This window comes from Pseudomonas sp. FW300-N2F2 (assembly GCF_017351655.1).
Taxonomy (GTDB): domain Bacteria; phylum Pseudomonadota; class Gammaproteobacteria; order Pseudomonadales; family Pseudomonadaceae; genus Aquipseudomonas; species Aquipseudomonas fluorescens_AA.
In genome coordinates this window covers 1,357,514-1,373,056 of the sequence record NZ_JACNDQ010000001.1, presented here as the reverse complement: position 1 = coordinate 1,373,056, position 15,543 = coordinate 1,357,514, and the positions used below count along the sequence as shown (strand labels likewise).

16 protein-coding genes are annotated in these 15,543 nt (G+C 60.7%); 10 read left to right on the top strand and 6 right to left on the bottom strand.

Translation table 11 applies throughout. The features are described 5' to 3' along the window. Positions 1-22: 22 nt before the first annotated feature. Positions 23-331 (top strand): hypothetical protein, encoded by a 309-nt coding sequence (locus tag J4E63_RS30770; protein ID WP_259333577.1) that lies wholly within the window; start codon positions 23-25, stop codon positions 329-331. A 57-nt stretch (positions 332-388) separates the two neighbouring features. Here J4E63_RS30770 and glp read toward each other — a convergent pair whose 3' ends face one another. Together glp and moaB are read right to left on the bottom strand one after the other, a co-directional pair. Beyond that, on the bottom strand, positions 389-1,576 hold the full coding sequence (gene glp, locus J4E63_RS06285; protein WP_207282454.1) for a gephyrin-like molybdotransferase Glp: 1,188 nt from the start codon (positions 1,574-1,576) through the stop codon (positions 389-391). Between the two features lie 22 nt (positions 1,577-1,598). After that, a complete protein-coding gene (moaB, locus tag J4E63_RS06280) occupies positions 1,599-2,138 on the bottom strand; it encodes a molybdenum cofactor biosynthesis protein B (RefSeq protein ID WP_053120541.1) in 540 nt (179 codons plus the stop codon). Positions 2,139-2,216: 78 nt separating this feature from the next. Between moaB and mobA the strand changes: the two genes are divergently transcribed. Then, positions 2,217-2,819, top strand: coding sequence for a molybdenum cofactor guanylyltransferase MobA (mobA, locus tag J4E63_RS06275; protein ID WP_207281390.1), 603 nt, complete (start codon positions 2,217-2,219; stop codon positions 2,817-2,819). Positions 2,820-2,893: 74 nt separating this feature from the next. Next, positions 2,894-3,115 carry a YgdI/YgdR family lipoprotein gene (locus tag J4E63_RS06270; protein ID WP_092197592.1) on the top strand — a complete coding sequence of 74 codons (222 nt, stop codon included), beginning with the start codon at positions 2,894-2,896 and terminating at the stop codon, positions 3,113-3,115. Positions 3,116-3,192: 77 nt separating this feature from the next. On the opposite strand, the gene J4E63_RS06265 is transcribed toward J4E63_RS06270, so the two are convergent. The 3 genes from J4E63_RS06265 to J4E63_RS06255 all read right to left on the bottom strand — a co-directional run bounded on the left by J4E63_RS06265 (position 3,193) and on the right by J4E63_RS06255 (position 4,805). Then, positions 3,193-4,083: a pseudouridine synthase gene (locus J4E63_RS06265; RefSeq protein WP_207281389.1), complete on the bottom strand. Its 891-nt coding sequence runs from the start codon at positions 4,081-4,083 to the stop codon at positions 3,193-3,195. 72 nt (positions 4,084-4,155) lie between these two features. Beyond that, the gene (locus J4E63_RS06260) at positions 4,156-4,476 is read right to left on the bottom strand and encodes a hypothetical protein (RefSeq protein WP_003199451.1); all 321 of its coding nucleotides are present in this window, start codon (positions 4,474-4,476) and stop codon (positions 4,156-4,158) included. A gap of 92 nt (positions 4,477-4,568) precedes the next feature. Continuing rightward, positions 4,569-4,805 (bottom strand): glutaredoxin family protein, encoded by a 237-nt coding sequence (locus J4E63_RS06255; protein WP_060738523.1) that lies wholly within the window; start codon positions 4,803-4,805, stop codon positions 4,569-4,571. A 189-nt stretch (positions 4,806-4,994) separates the two neighbouring features. Between J4E63_RS06255 and J4E63_RS06250 the strand changes: the two genes are divergently transcribed. Beyond that, positions 4,995-6,707: a monovalent cation:proton antiporter-2 (CPA2) family protein gene (locus tag J4E63_RS06250; protein ID WP_207281388.1), complete on the top strand. Its 1,713-nt coding sequence runs from the start codon at positions 4,995-4,997 to the stop codon at positions 6,705-6,707. Between the two features lie 29 nt (positions 6,708-6,736). On the opposite strand, the gene J4E63_RS06245 is transcribed toward J4E63_RS06250, so the two are convergent. Further along, positions 6,737-7,945 carry an ammonium transporter gene (locus tag J4E63_RS06245; protein ID WP_207281387.1) on the bottom strand — a complete coding sequence of 403 codons (1,209 nt, stop codon included), beginning with the start codon at positions 7,943-7,945 and terminating at the stop codon, positions 6,737-6,739. 337 nt (positions 7,946-8,282) lie between these two features. On the opposite strand from J4E63_RS06245, the gene J4E63_RS06240 reads away from it, so the two are divergent. The 6 genes from J4E63_RS06240 (at position 8,283) to J4E63_RS06215 (ending at position 15,524) form a co-directional block, all read left to right on the top strand. After that, positions 8,283-8,597: a YqjD family protein gene (locus tag J4E63_RS06240; protein ID WP_060738526.1), complete on the top strand. Its 315-nt coding sequence runs from the start codon at positions 8,283-8,285 to the stop codon at positions 8,595-8,597. Between the two features lie 2 nt (positions 8,598-8,599). Beyond that, a complete protein-coding gene (locus J4E63_RS06235) occupies positions 8,600-8,989 on the top strand; it encodes a phage holin family protein (protein WP_060738527.1) in 390 nt (129 codons plus the stop codon). Next, the gene (locus J4E63_RS06230) at positions 8,986-9,321 is read left to right on the top strand and encodes a hypothetical protein (protein WP_060738528.1); all 336 of its coding nucleotides are present in this window, start codon (positions 8,986-8,988) and stop codon (positions 9,319-9,321) included. Before J4E63_RS06235 ends, J4E63_RS06230 begins: the two co-directional genes overlap by 4 nt. Before the next feature lie 125 nt (positions 9,322-9,446). Continuing rightward, the gene (locus tag J4E63_RS06225) at positions 9,447-10,775 is read left to right on the top strand and encodes a deoxyguanosinetriphosphate triphosphohydrolase (protein WP_053183171.1); all 1,329 of its coding nucleotides are present in this window, start codon (positions 9,447-9,449) and stop codon (positions 10,773-10,775) included. 492 nt (positions 10,776-11,267) lie between these two features. Next, entirely contained in the window at positions 11,268-11,894 is a 627-nt protein-coding gene (locus J4E63_RS06220; RefSeq protein ID WP_014337291.1) for a response regulator transcription factor, read from the top strand. Positions 11,895-11,903: 9 nt separating this feature from the next. Beyond that, a complete protein-coding gene (locus J4E63_RS06215) occupies positions 11,904-15,524 on the top strand; it encodes a transporter substrate-binding domain-containing protein (protein WP_207281386.1) in 3,621 nt (1,206 codons plus the stop codon). The last annotated feature ends 19 nt before the right edge of the window (positions 15,525-15,543 follow it).

The window sequence follows — 15,543 nt, the reverse complement described above, 5'->3', positions numbered from 1 at the left end:
GGCCAAGGGGATGGACCGTCCCATGCATAACCGTGAATACAAGCTGTCGCCCCGGCAGCTCGCGTCCTTTGGAAGCGGGCAGGCCGATACTCGAAACGAATGCAAAAGTTGCAGTAATCCCGTTGGAGGAATTGATTTGGAACCGCGCGTCGTTGAACTGGAAACCCACCTCAAATACATCCGCAAAGACATGGATGAAATACGCACCGACGTCAAGGTGATCCGCCACAGGCTGGCCTATTCGGCTGGCGCCGCGGCGGTGGTGCTCGGTTTGCTGGGCTGGATTGCCAACAATCGATTCGATCAGTTGGTGACGCTGCTCACGCGATAAGGTGAGGCGCGCAAAGGCCCGGGCGTCCAACCCGGGCCGGAGAACACCTGCCAGGTGCTAGCCCAGGACTTCGCTCAAGGGAATGAAGCCCACTTCGTCGCCCTCCACCAGCGTCTGCCCTTCGAGCACCTCGACCAACCCGTCGGCCCAGGCCGCGCTGCGCAGGACACCCGAGCTCTGATTTCGGTAGATGATCGCTCGACCATTCTCCATACGGCCTCGCAGGTACTCTCGGCGACCGCCCGCCTTTGGCCAGGCGAAACCGGCCGGCACCTTGAACTTGAGCGGCGCCACCGACTGAACGCCTTGGCGTCTCAATAGGTAAGGCCTTGCCAGCAGGGCAAACGTCACGAGGGTCGAAGCGGGGTTTCCAGGCAGGCCTATGACCGGCACGCCACGGTAATGCCCGAACGTCAGCGGCTTACCCGGTTTGATGGCGAGCTTCCACAGCGCCAGCTCGCCGTCCTCGCGCAAGGCGATACCCAGGAAGTCCGCCTCTCCCACCGATACCCCCCCGGTGGACAGGATCAGATCGACATCCGACAACTGTGCCAGGCGCTCGCGGGTGGCCGACAAGTCGTCGGGCAGGATACCCGCGTCAACCACTTCACAGCCCATGCGTTGCAACCATCCACACAACAGCACGCGGTTGCTGTTGTAGATCTGGCCAGGACCCAACGCCTGACCGGGCTCGACCAGTTCATCGCCCGTGGACAGGACGGCGACGCGGGCCTTGCGCACCACGTCCAGCGATGCACGGCCCAAGGATGCCGCCAAGCCCAGCTCGATCGGCCCCAGGCGAGTCCCGGCAGAAAGGACTTGCTCGCCAACGGTGGTCTCCTGTCCCTGGGGACGAATGTTCTGTCCACTCACCATGGGCTCGGTAAACCGCACCCGCTGGTCGCTTTCAACCACGGCGTTTTCCTGCATCTCGACGCAATCGGCTCCGGCAGGGACTGGCGCCCCCGTGAAGATCCGCGCGCAGGTACCAACGGCCAACGGCTCCGGAGCCTGGCCGGCGAAAATCCGCTGGCTGACCACCAACGGCTCGCCGTTCCAGTCCGCCAGCCGCAAGGCATAGCCATCCATGGCGCTGTTGGGCCATGGCGGCAAATCAAGGGTCGAGACCAGATCCTCGGCGAGCACTCGCCCTGACGCCGCGGCCAAAGGCAAATGTTCGCGCTGAACGATCGGTGTGGCCGCCGCCATCTCGAGCAGCCGCTCCAACGCCACCTCAACGGCCATCAAGGCGCCGGCCTTGCCCGGTTTACCCACGGGATTCACAAGGGGCTGCCTGTTTCAAATGGGCCACGAAGTTGCACGGACGATGCCGCACATCCAATTGTTCAGCCAGGATCCCATCCCATCCGGTACGCACCGCGTTGGTCGACCCCGGCAGGCAACATACCAGCGTGCCATTGGCCAGGCCCGCCAGCGCGCGGGACTGCACAGTGGAAGTACCGATGTCGGCCACTGATATTTGCCGGAACAACTCGCCAAACCCATCGACCTGCTTGTCCAGCAGACACGTGACGGCTTCCGGCGTGCTATCACGCCCCGTGAAGCCGGTGCCGCCGGTGATCAGCACCACTTGCACCACGTCTTCGGCAATCCAGGTCGCGACTTGCGCCCGGATCTTGTACAAATCATCTTTGAGCAGGACCCGCGCCGCCAGGTTGTGGCCGGCCGCCGTGAGCCGATCGACGAAGACCTGCCCGGACGTATCGGTTTCCAGGGTACGGGTGTCACTGACTGTCAGCACCGCGATATTGAGCGGCACGAAAGGTACATCAGCCTTGGCTTTCATAGGCTCGTCCAGTTGTGGAGGAAACAGCCCGGTGTTATATCACAGCGCTTCATTTTTTCGCCCGTGCGGAGACACGCCATGACCTCGATTACGCCGCTGCCATCCTGCTCCATTCTGCTCTTGGCGGGTGGCCGCGGGCAACGCATGGGCGGTCAGGACAAAGGCTTGGTGCACTGGCAAGGCGAACCGCTGATTGCCCATATCCATCGCCAGACTCGCGCCATGAGCGATGACCTGATCATTTCCTGCAACCGTAATGCGCAACGTTATGCACCGTATGCCGATCAGTTGGTGCATGACGAGGAAGGTGACTTTCCCGGGCCACTGGCGGGCATCCGGGCAGGTCTCAAGGCTGCGAGGCATCCGTATTTGCTGGTGCTGCCGTGCGACGTGCCGCAGGTCGACGCTAGCCTGCTCGACAACATGCGCAGGACGGCCAGCCAGCACCCCGATCAGCCATTGATGGTGCGGCACGGCGAGCATTGGGAACCGCTGCTGTGTGTCATCCCGTTGGCCCTGGCAGCGAGCTTCGAAAAAGCCTGGAGCGAAGGCGAGCGCAGCCCCGGTCGGGTTATGCGCGCGCTGCACGCCGTTGCCTTGCAATGCCCTGCCGACGATCCGCGGCTGGCCAATCTGAACACCCCGGAGTTACTGGCCCGACATAAAGGCGTGTCAGATTGACACTAGCCAGGAACTTGCGCGCAATGTATACGTCTGAAGGTCAGTAACTTGAAGAATCCATTCGGAGAAACACCATGATACAACGGACCCTCGCCACGTTCATGCTCGCTCTGGGCCTCGCCACCCTTGCCGGGTGCGCTTCGCCAACAGTGATCACCTTGAATGACGGTCGCGAAATCCAGGCCGTCGATACCCCTCATTACGATGAAGAAAGCGGCTTCTACGAATTCGAGCAACTGGATGGCAAACAGACTCGCGTGAACAAGGATCAGGTTCGTACCGTTAAAGACCTCTAATCTTCAACGCTACCGCCAGATACGAAAAGCCCGCAGCATTTGCGGGCTTTTTTATGCCTGGTCGAAAACCATGGGCACTACCACTGCAATGTAATCTCGCTCTGGAATACACGCTCCTGGCCAGTGACCGGGTCGATGAAACGCAGCCCGTGTGCCAGTAGCTTGAGCGGGTTGGCGTAGTCGTCCTCGGCGTCCCGAAGCACGTCAGGGTAAAACGGATCGTTGCAGATGCCCGCTCCCAGGGCATTCATATGCACCCGCAACTGGTGTTTCTTGCCCGTGACCGGAGACAACCCGTAGCGCCACAGGTCACCGTGTCTTTCCAGGACTTCGATGGCCGTTTCGGTATTGGGCTCGCCAGGGCCTTCCTGCATCCGAAAGAACGGTTCACCATCGATCATCCGGCTTCTATGCACCCGGGGAAAGGTCAACCCAGGCAACGCGCGGGCAATGGCCTGGTAGCGCTTCTCGATCTGCCGCGTCGGGAATAACGACTGATACGCCGAACGGGTGTGCGGATTGGCGGAAAACAACACCAGCCCGGCCGTGTGCCGGTCGATGCGATGCAGGGGCACCAGATGCGGGTTGTCCAGCCGCCGGATCAGCCGCCGCAACAAGGTTTGCTCGACGTATTCGCCCGCCGGAGTGACAGGCAGAAAATGCGGTTTGTCTGCCACCACCAGATGCTCGTCGGCGTACAGGATCGATTCCACCACCGGGATCGGCTTCTCGTCGGGTACTTCACGGAAGTAGTGGATGCGCAGGCCTTCGCGGTACGGCAAGTCGACATGGATGGCCTTGCCCTCCCCGTCCAATACCTTGCCCCGGGCGATCCGGTCCAGCCACTGCTCGCGACTGATGGCGCTGAAATGCTCGCACAGGCACTCCAGCACCGTCGGCCAGGACCCGGGCGGCAAATACAGCGTACTGGCCTGATGATGAGCGGCGGAAAACGATGAACCGGACATTGAAAACTCTCAGGCGTTTTTGCAGGGCGCCATTATCCGACAGTCGCACCGGTCAGCCCAGCGATGATTGCTTTACGCCGTGACTGACGTCGATTTTGCCGCCGCTTCGGTGAACTCCTTCAACCAGCGCAGCACTTCCACCGCCTCCCAGCGGCCTGGATCGTACAGCGCGTACAGCAAACCCTGGTAACCCACCACATCCAACTGTTTGTGATAGCCGGCACGCTGGAACAACGCTTCGATCTCGGCGAAACAGGTGTTGAAATGCAGTTTATTGAAAGGCGTCTTGCCTTCGGTCACCAAGCCATCCAGGCGTAGCTCCAGGACCGCCTCACGCACAACGTCCGCGGACATCCTGTTTACGCTGCTTTTCAGTTGTTCGACATTGACCAAGGGGGTGCACTCCAGATAACTGTATGAACATACAGTAACCGAAGCTCGCTACTTTCGCCAACCGCTGTCTTGGGAACCGAAGGACGAACCGTTCAACGGAGGAAGGTCACGATCTGTTCAGCCTCGAAGGGCCAGTCCAGTTCGGCACCGGTATCCAGCCTGCGCAGCACGGGGATACGCAGGCCATAATCGTCCACCCAGGCTTGACGTTCCGAAATGTCCACCAGTTCCACCAACAATCCATGTTCGACGAAAGGTATCAGTTCAGCTTCGGCGACCTCACAAAGATGACACCCCAGGGTGCCGAACAACTGGCATTCAGGAAGCATGGCGGGTAGACCCCAAAAAGATAGACGGTCATTCTAGGCCCGCCTCGGAAAACCGTCGAGTCGCTGGCTCGCTTCCGGGTGTTTCGGTAAAACGCTGATGCAAATCACTGAACATAAATGCTTTTCCAGCGACGCTGGTCACGTTTTCCCCTCTACGCTGTGCGTTGTAGCCTTGAAACGGAGTTCCCCTTGTTTGCCAACCTGCTGATCATCCTTGCCTCGTCCCTGGTGGTCATCGCCCTCTTCAGGCGGCTGCGCCTGCCGCCCGTACTGGGTTATCTCTGTGTCGGGCTGGCGGTCGGGCCTACCGCGCTGGACTGGGTCAACGACAGCGAAGAACTGCCAGACCTGGCCGAGCTCGGGGTGGTGTTCCTGTTGTTCTCGTTGGGGCTGGAGTTTTCCCTGTCGAAAATGCTCGAACTGCGTCGGGTCGTGTTCGGCCTCGGCAGCCTGCAGGTGTTGTGTTCGGGGGCGCTGCTGGCGGGATTGCTGGCCGTGTGCGGCGCGCCGGTGATCGCCGCGCTGCTGCTCGGTGCGGGGCTGGCCTTGTCCTCCACCGCCATTGTCAGCAAGGAGTTGACCAGCCTGGGCGAGATCTTCAGCAGCCACGGCCAGAACGCCATTGGCGTGTTGTTGTTCCAGGACGTCGTCGCGGTGCTGCTGTTGACCCTGGTGCCGGTCTTCGCCGGCAGCAGCGAGCACCCGTGGTACTGGGCGCTACCGCTGACCCTGGGCAAGACCCTGGTGTTGTTCGGTGGCCTGCTGCTGGCCAGCCGGCTGCTGTTGCCCCGGCTGTTCCATGAGGTGGCGGCGTCCCGGTCCGCAGAACTGTTCGTGCTGCTGGCCCTGGTGATCGTGCTGCTGACGGCATGGCTGACCCACTTGCTCGGCTTGTCGCCGGCCCTGGGGGCTTTCCTGGCGGGCATGTTGCTGGGGGAAAGCCACTACCGGCATCAGATCGAAGCCGACATACGCCCGTTCCGCGACATCCTGCTGGGGCTGTTTTTCGTCAGCATCGGCATGCTGATCGATCTGCAACTGTTCCGCGATGACGGCCTTTTGATCCTGGGATTGACCCTCGGCTTGATGCTCCTCAAGGGCTGCGTGGTCGCCGCCCTGGTGAAATGGCGCGGCAGTGATGGGGAAACCGCCTGGCGCAGTGGCCTGGCCCTGGCCCAGGGCGGCGAATTCTGTTTTGCCTTGATGGCGCTGATGCAACAGAACAGTCTCATGCCCGCCGACATCAGCGGCCTGCTGCTGGCCGCGACATTCTGCTCGATGCTGCTGACCCCGCTGTTGCTGCGTGCGGCACCACGCATCGCCGCGCGCCTGCATCGCAAACCCAACGAAGAGGCGCAACTGGACCAGATCAGCGCACTCAATGCCGGCTTGTCGGATCACGTGGTGATTTGCGGCTACGGGCGCGTCGGCCAGTCCATCGGGCGCTTTCTGCGCCGCGAAGGCCAGGCGTTCGTCGCCCTGGATGACGACCCGGTGATCATCCAGGAAGCCACCGTCGGGGAAAACTGCGTGCATTACGGCGATTCGCGACGGGGTGACCTGCTCGCCGCCGTTGGCTTGAGCCGCGCCAGGCTATTGGTGATCGCGGTGGACAAGACCGACATCGCCATCACCGTGCTCAAGGCGGCCCGGCGGGTCAACCAACAGGTGCCGATCCTGGTGCGCACCCGAGACGACAGCCAATTGGCCGAGTTGCAGGCCGCCGGGGCCAGCGAAGTGGTCCCGGAACTGTTGGAATCGAGCCTGATGCTGGCGTCCCACGCCCTGATCATGCTCGGCCTGCCCGAACAACAAGTCCGGCATCATGTGGATCAGGTCCGTCACGACCGTTATCGCCTGCTCCACGGTTTTTACCCTGGCAACCAGGACAAGGAGCCCTAGTGTCCTGTATCACAAATACTGTGCAACGATCAGTCCTGGCTGACCGCGCCGATCTTGTGAATCGACAGGTCGGCGCCGTAATACTCTTCTTCCTGGGTCAGGCGCAGCCCCAGCACGGCCTTGATCGCGCCATAGACCGCGAACCCACCGGCCAGGGCGACGACAACACCCAGCGCCGTGCCGATCAACTGGCTGATCAGGCTGACCCCACCCAGGCCGCCCAGGGCAGCCTGGCCAAAGATGCCACAGGCAATGCCACCCCAGACCCCGCACAACCCGTGCAGCGGCCAGACGCCGAGCACGTCGTCGATCTTCCACTTGCCTTGGGCCGCCGTGAAGCACCAGACAAACAAGGCACCGGCAATGGCACCGGTGGCCAGCGCACCCACCGGGTGCATCAGGTCGGAACCGGCACAGACCGCCACCAACCCGGCCAGCGGACCGTTGTGCAGGAAGCCTGGGTCATTGCGCCCGACAATCAATGCCGCCACGGTACCGCCCACCATGGCCATCAACGAATTGACCGCCACCAGCCCGCTCACCCCAGGCAGGGTCTGGGCACTCATCACGTTGAAACCGAACCAGCCGACAATCAGGATCCACGAGCCCAAGGCCAGGAATGGAATGCTCGAAGGCGCGAACGCCACCAGGCGACCATCCCGGTAGCGGCCATTACGCGGCCCGAGCAAAAGCACTGCGGCCAACGCCAGCCAGCCACCCATGGCGTGCACCACCACGGAACCGGCGAAGTCATGGAAACTGGCGCCGAACCGAGCTTGCAGCCAAGTCTGCAAGCCAAAATTGCCGTTCCAGACCAAGCCTTCGAAAAACGGGTAGACAAACGCCACGATCAACACCGTGGCGCACAACTGCGGCGCGAACCGTGCACGCTCGGCTATACCGCCGGAAATGATGGCCGGGATCGCGGCGGCAAAGGTCAGCAGGAAGAAGAACTTCACCAGGCTGTAGCCATGATCGGTGCTGAGTACCGCCGCCGGCTGCAGGAAGGTCACGCCGTAGGAAATCCAGTAACCGACAAAGAAATAGGCCAGGGTCGAGACCGCAAAATCGCTGAGGATTTTCGACAGCGCATTGACCTGGTTCTTCTGCCGGACCGTTCCCACTTCAAGGAACGCGAAGCCGGCATGCATGGCCAGGACCATGACTGCGCCGAGCAGGATGAACAGCGTATTGGAGCTGTGGACCAGACTGTCCACGGCACTTTGCATATTTTCCATGGTGTTGGCAGACCTGAAAAAGTTGAAAAAAGCACCAAACCGGTTCGCTCGCCCCACGGACGCACCAAGTTGAAACGACTCATTGGCCACAAACAGGCCATTGAACTGCTTTGGTGCGTAGATCGGGCAAAACGAAGTCCCGCTTCGAGGTGCTTCGCGGGTTTTGATTATTTGGTTAAGGTTTTACGGGCTTTCGCCCAGCTTCAGCGCACTGGAACAGACTGACGCACCAGTACATGGCAGAAGCCTGAGCAAAAGTTGTACCAGTCACTTGCACTGAACCTTCCGGCAAGGCTCATACTCGAACGCTTCAGACGTCACTTACGGAGATTCACCCATGGCCAGAACCCAGGCAAAGACTGCTCAAGAAATCCTGATGGAAGATTTTCAGACGCTGGTCAGCGACACGGAGCGCTTGCTCGATCACACCGCGACGCTGGCAGGCGATCAGGCCGATGCGCTGCGCGGTCAGATCCACGAAACCCTCCTGCGCGCCCGCGAAACACTCAAGCTGACCGAAGACTCCATGCGCGAACGGGGTCAGGCTGCTGTAGTCGCCACCGAGGAATACGTACAGGCCAACCCTTGGCAATCGGTAGGCATTGCCGCGGGCGTTGGTTTTCTGATTGGTCTGTTGGCGACACGGCGCTGATCATGGGTATCGACGAATCCGGCTCGTCCGAAGCGGGCACACAACCGACAGCGCGCCGCCTGGGCGCGGCATTTCTTGGCTTGCTGCACAGCCACGTCGAATTGTTCGGCATGGAGTTGCAGGAACAGAAGGCACGCACCGTCAGCCTCCTGCTGTTCGCCGGCCTTGCGCTGGTGTTCGGCTTGCTGCTGTTGGTCGGGCTTTCGGCGCTGGTGCTGATCCTGGTATGGGACACCTATCGCCTGTCGGGCATTATCGGCCTGTGCCTGTTCTACCTGCTGGCGGCCCTGTTCTGCGGTCTGCGGCTCAAGGCAGCGATCTACGACGAGTCCTCTCCTTTCAATGCCACCCTCGAAGAACTGGCCAATGACCGGGAGCGCCTGCTGCCATGAGCCTGCCTGATATTCCTCAAGCCCGGACACGACAGGAAATGCGCAAGGCACTGGTGCGCCTGCGCATGGAAATGCATCGCCAGGAAATCCGTCAGGAGACACGCCAATTGCTGCAACCCTTGCATCGGGTGCGCGGCTTGACGCAAAGCTGGCACGAAGGTTTCGGTATCAAGCATGCGCCGCTGTGGGGGGTGGCGGCAGTGTCCCTGCTCGGCTTCCTCACCGGCAAACGGACCCGCCATGGCGGTGGCGGTGGCTTGACAGGCCTGATCCGCCTGGCAACGACATTGCTGCCGTTGGTCAAGCTGGCCAAGGACCTGCGCAAACCCTGACGACCGACACCCTGTGGCGAGGGCCACAGGGTTACGTATCCGGTTTGGCAGGCCCATAGGCCTTGCAGGGCGGCCCACGAACCGGGAAGCTAGGGCATCGACATCATCGAACGGAGCAACCGGCCTTGGATTGGCATACCCTGCTGACTCGCGAACGTCTCGGAAAACCGCTGCACAGCCCGCAAGAACTGGGCCGTAGTCCCTTCCACAAGGACCACGACCGCATCATCTTTTCCGGTGCCTTCCGCCGCCTGGGGCGCAAGACGCAAGTACATCCGGTTTCCAGCAACGACCACATCCACACGCGCCTGACCCATTCCCTGGAAGTCAGTTGCGTCGGGCGCTCCCTGGGCATGCGCGTGGGAGAGACCATCCGCAATGCCCTGCCCGACTGGTGCGAGCCCAGCGACCTGGGCATGGTGGTGCAATCGGCTTGCCTGGCCCACGACATTGGCAACCCGCCGTTCGGTCATTCCGGCGAGGACGCCATTCGCTATTGGTTCCAGCAGGCCGCCGGACGGGGTTGGCTTGATGCGATGAGCGAAGCCGAGCGCAACGACTTCCTCAATTTCGAAGGCAACGCCCAAGGCTTTCGCGTCCTCACCCAGCTTGAATACCATCAGTTCGACGGCGGCACCCGGCTGACCTATGCCACCCTCGGTACGTATCTGAAATACCCCTGGACCGCCCGCCACGCCGATTCCCTGGGCTACAAGAAGCACAAGTTCGGTTGTTACCAGAGCGAACTGCCACTGCTGGAGCAGATTGCCCACAAGCTCGGTTTGCCACAGATCGAGGATCAACGGTGGGCACGGCATCCACTGGTGTACCTGATGGAGGCCGCCGATGACATCTGCTACGCGCTGATCGACCTGGAGGACGGCGTGGAGATGGATCTTCTGGAATACCCACAGGTGGAGTCGCTGCTCCTGGACCTGGTGGGCGACGATCTTCCGGACACCTACCGGCAACTGGGGCCACTGGACTCGCGGCGGCGCAAACTGGCGATCCTGCGAGGCAAGGCCATCGAACACCTGACCAACGCCGCCGCCCGGGCGTTTGTCGAGCAGCAGGAAGCGTTGCTTGCCGGCACGCTGCCAGGGGACCTGGTGGAACATATGCACGGCCCGGCCAAACGCTGCGTGTTGAATGCCAAGGACATGGCGCGCCGGAAAATCTTTCAGGACAAGCGCAAGACCCTGCATGAAATCGGCGCCTACACCACGCTGGAAATCCTGCTCAACGGCTTTTGCGGCGCAGCCCTCGAACAGCACGGCGGCCGCACGCCTTCGTTCAAGAATCGCCGCATTCTCGACCTGCTGGGGAACAATGCGCCGGATCCCAATGGGCCTTTGCATGGCGCGTTCCTGCGAATGATCGACTTCATCGCCGGCATGACCGACAGCTACGCCAGCGAAATGGCCCAGGAGATGACAGGCCGCACGCGCCAATAAAGGCACCCTTTGCAGCACCTCGAAAAAATGTGGGAGTGAGCTTGCTCGCGATGACGCAGGCGCATCCAGCATCGATGCGCACAGATCCACCGCCATCGCGAGCAAGCTCGCTCCCACAGGGATTGCGGTGGATATGGATCGTGCAGCCACCTTACCCCCACAGGGGATTGGCGGTGCATGTGGTTTTTGTAGTGCCATCCACAAGGAGTTTGAAGTAGATAAATAAATGTATGGCTTACACAAACCTCGATTAGAACGTTTCCTTTGTTTGCACAAACAACACAATCAAAGAAATATCCCTTCACACACTGCCAACACCTTCCTCCTCTTATTGTCATCCACCTACTAAAAAACCGATTACATCGTAATATCTTGCCTCTTTTTTTGTAGGAAACTTCTGAAATTGAAGTTGCATGCCCGTCTCTTCGTACGGCCCTGGCTGTAAGTGGGCTAAGGTGCGCGCTTTATTCAAGTTCGCAGGGTAATTTATTCATGAACTCCGTTTTCATTGTCGACGATCATCCGGTCATCCGCCTCGCCGTTCGCATGCTCCTGGAACATGAGGGCTATAAGGTCGTAGGAGAAACTGACAACGGCGTCGACGCGATGCAAATGGTGCGCGAATGCATGCCAGACCTGGTTATCCTGGACATCAGCATCCCCAAACTTGACGGGCTGGAAATTCTGTCACGCTTCAACGCCATGACCACGCCGCTCAAGACACTGGTGCTCACGGCACAGTCACCGACGCTCTTCGGTATCCGATGCATGCAATCCGGTGCCTCCGGTTACGTTTGCAAACAGGAAGACCTCAGCGAACTTGTCAGCGCGATCAAAGCGGTACTGTCCGGCTATAACTATTTCCCCAGCCAGGCGCTGAACCCGGTACGCCCGGATGATCCACGCAGTATAGAGCTGGACCTTTTCAAAAGCGTCAATGATCGAGAACTGATGGTACTGCAACTTTTTGCCCAGGGCCGAACCAACAAGGAAATAGCCAAGGGGATGTTTCTCAGCAATAAAACCGTCAGCACTTATAAAAAACGCCTGATGCAGAAACTCAAGGTCAAGTCCTTGGTCGAGCTGATTGAGATGGCGAAGCGCAACGCGCTGGTGTGAGAAAACAGGATGCTCAGACGCATAACCGAATGTCTCCTGCTGATCAGCGCAGCGTTATATACAGGAGTGCTCGCGGCGACACCGGATGCGCCCGGGCAATACACGCTGCTGGGGCGCTCGTCCATGGCTCAGGCCGAGATCAAGCTCGATGATGTTCACCGCGCCGGGCTAAAAAACCGGCAGGAACTGGTCCTGGGCACTTCCGCACCGGATTACCCGCCCTTCGATCTCTCAGCCAGCGGACGTGACTACGAAGGCCTGACCGCCGACTATGCCGACATCCTCGCCAAGTCCACCGGCTTGCCCATGAGAGTCCTGCGCTTCGCCTCCCGTGAGGCAGCCATGGCGGCGCTCAAGGACGGGCAAATCGACATGCTTGGCACCGCCAACGGTTTCGAAGCCCGCGACCCCGACATTGCGCTTTCAACGCCGTACGCAGTGGACCAACCCGTTCTCGTCACCCGAACGAATGAAAGCCGATCCCTGAATGAAGACCTCAAGGGTTTGCGGCTGAGCATGGTCTATCACTACCTGCCGCTGCGGGAAATCGAAAAACTCTACCCCAAGGCAATCATCACCACCTATCCGTCCTACCAGAACGCCATCAATGCCGTCGCCTTTGGCCAGGCCGATGTATTTATCGGCGATACCCTGTCCACCCACTACATGATCAGCAAGGGTTACTTGAGCAATATCCGCATGGCCAGCTTCGGCAAACATGAATCCTATGGCTTCGGTTTCGCCGTACGCCGTGGCGATACCCGCTTGCTGGAGGTCATCAACGCGACGCTGAACCAGGTCCCCATCGCCGAACAGACGGCCATTGCCAAGCGCTGGAGTGCAGGCAGCGACCTGTACCTCACGGACCACCGGGTACAACTGACCGACCGCGAGCAACGCTGGCTGGCCAGGCATCCGGTGGTCAGGGTGGTGGTGAACGAAACCTCCGCCCCCTTCACCTTCTTCGATCCGGACGGCGATTTTCGCGGCATCAGCGCCGACCTGCTGGAGCTGATCCGGCTGCGCACCGGCCTGCGCCTGGACATCCAGCGCCGCCAGAACGACAGTGAAATGATTGCCGCGGTCCTCAACGATCAAGCCGACATGATCGCCGCGCTGTTGCCCAGCAGTGAACGGCAACGCCAGTTGAAATTCAGCCGCCCCTACGTCGACAGCTCGTTCGTCCTGCTGACCCGCAAGCCGTCCGACACGCCCACCACGCTCGATCAGTTCGGCCACGCCAGCCTGGCGATCGCCAAGGGCAACCCGCTCATTGAATGGCTACGCAGCCAGTACCCGAGCATCCGGATCATCGAAACGGACGGCCCCTTGCGCGCCGTGGAAATGCTCGCCCATGGCCAGGTCGACGGCAGCGTGAACTCGCAGGTAATGGCCAACTACTTCATCTCCTCCCAGGCGTGGCCGGACAGGTTGCAGATCAGCAGCACGGTGGGCACCCAACAGGCGCTGTTCGCGCTGGCCACGGCCAAACACGCCAGCGAGTTGAACGCCATCCTCGACAAGGCCCTGACCAGCATCGACCCCGACGAACTGGGCATCATCAACAACCGCTGGCGCGGTTACGTCTCGCCCTCGGAACATACCTGGCGCACTTATAACCGCCTGTTCTTCCAGGTCGTCGCGGGCGTCGGCCTGTTGCTGCTGCTTTCCCTGACATGGAATGCCTACATGCAGCGCCAGATCAGGCAACGTCAACGGGCGGAACTGGCCCTCAACGATCAACTCGAATTCATGCATTCGCTGCTCAATGGCACCCCCCACCCTATCTACGTGAGGGATCGCAACGGCATCCTGCAGAGCTGCAACGACAGTTACCTGGAAGCGTTCAACGCCAGGCGCGAAGACGTCATCGGCAAGGACTTGATGCCAGGTTCCATGAGCAACGCCTTCGAAGCGCAGGAATACCAGGCGGACTACCAGCGCGTCATGGCCGAAGGCACCGCGCTGATCGTGGACCGTCCCCTGCACATCGGCGACCGGAAGCTGACGATCTATCACTGGATCCTTCCCTACCGAAACTCCGCCGCGCAAGTGCAAGGCATCATCGGCGGCTGGATCGACATCAGTGAACGACGGCAGCTGTTCGAGGAACTGCGCGCATCCAAGCAACGAGCCGATGACGCGAACCGCGCCAAAAGCACGTTCCTGGCCACCATGAGCCATGAAATCCGCACCCCGATGAACGCGGTGATCGGCATGCTCGAGCTGGCCCTGAAACACGCAGACAAGGGCCACGTGGACCGCTCGACCATCGCAGTCGCCTACGAATCGGCCTCCGGCATGCTCGAACTGATCGGCGATATCCTGGACATCGCCCGTATCGAATCCGGCCATCTGAGCCTGGCTCCCGAACGCGTCAATCTCAGGGCCCTGCTGCAATCGGTCATACGGGTCTTCGAGGGCGTGGCCCGGCAGAAGAACCTGGCGTTGTCGCTGCGGTTCGATGCGGCCGAGGGCAACCCTGACGTGTTGATAGACCCCTTGCGATTCAAGCAGGTGTTGTCGAACCTGATCAGCAATGCCCTCAAATTTACCGAGCAGGGCCAGGTCGTGGTCAAGGTCCGGCTAGCGCCAACCGAGCGGGACGACGTCCTGCACATGCATCTGGAGGTCAACGACAGCGGCATCGGTATCGGCCCGGCAGATTTGCAACGCTTGTTCGAGCCGTTTGCCCAGGTCGATAACACCAGCCGAATGGCCCGCAAAGGCGCGGGGCTGGGGCTGGTGATCAGTCGCAACCTGTGCCGGATGATGGGCGGCAGCCTGCACATGAGCAGCCAACCCGGCGTCGGCACCCAGGTCCAGGTCCACCTGCAACTGACCGTCCTGTCGACGGCGCCGGTGAGCATCCCGCTCGAACCGGTCATCGAAACGGCCCAGGCTGACTTGAACGTCCTGATCGTGGACGATCATCCCGCCAACCGCCTGCTGATGTCCCAGCAATTGGAATACCTCGGCCATCACTACCAGGTCGCCCACGATGGTGCCCACGGGCTCGAGGTCTGGCGCAAAGGCCATTTCGATCTGGTCATTGCCGATTGCAACATGCCCATCATGAGCGGTTACGAACTGGCCCGCTCGATTCGTCGCGATGAGTCCGAACAGCGACGGCCGCCCTGCACCCTCCTGGGGTTCACCGCCAATGCTCAACCGGAGGAGAAACAACGCTGCCAGGACGCGGGAATGGATGACTGCCTGTTCAAACCGATCAGCCTGAGCGCCCTGAGCCAGTGGATCAAGACGGTCAAACCCGTCGGTCACCCAACGGCTTTCAGCGTGCACAGTCTCCAGGCGTTGACCGGCGGCGACCCTTCATCCAACCGGCGCCTGCTGGCGGAGTTACTCAACAGCTGCCGCGCGGACCGCCAGGAGTTGCTCGACGTCGCCCAGGGCGCAAACCGCCAAGCGCTGACCGAAACGGCGCACAAGATAAAAGGCGTCGCCCGCATCGTCCAGGCGACCACGCTGATCCAGCGGTGCGAGGCGCTGGAGCAGGCGTGTCATCTGGCACAGGCCCCTGAACGAATCAGCGCCTGCATCGATGCCCTCGACCGCGCCATGAGCGAACTGGAGCGGGCTCTGGAAACGGAGATCGCCAAGGCAAAATAATCCAGCGTTTACTATGCTA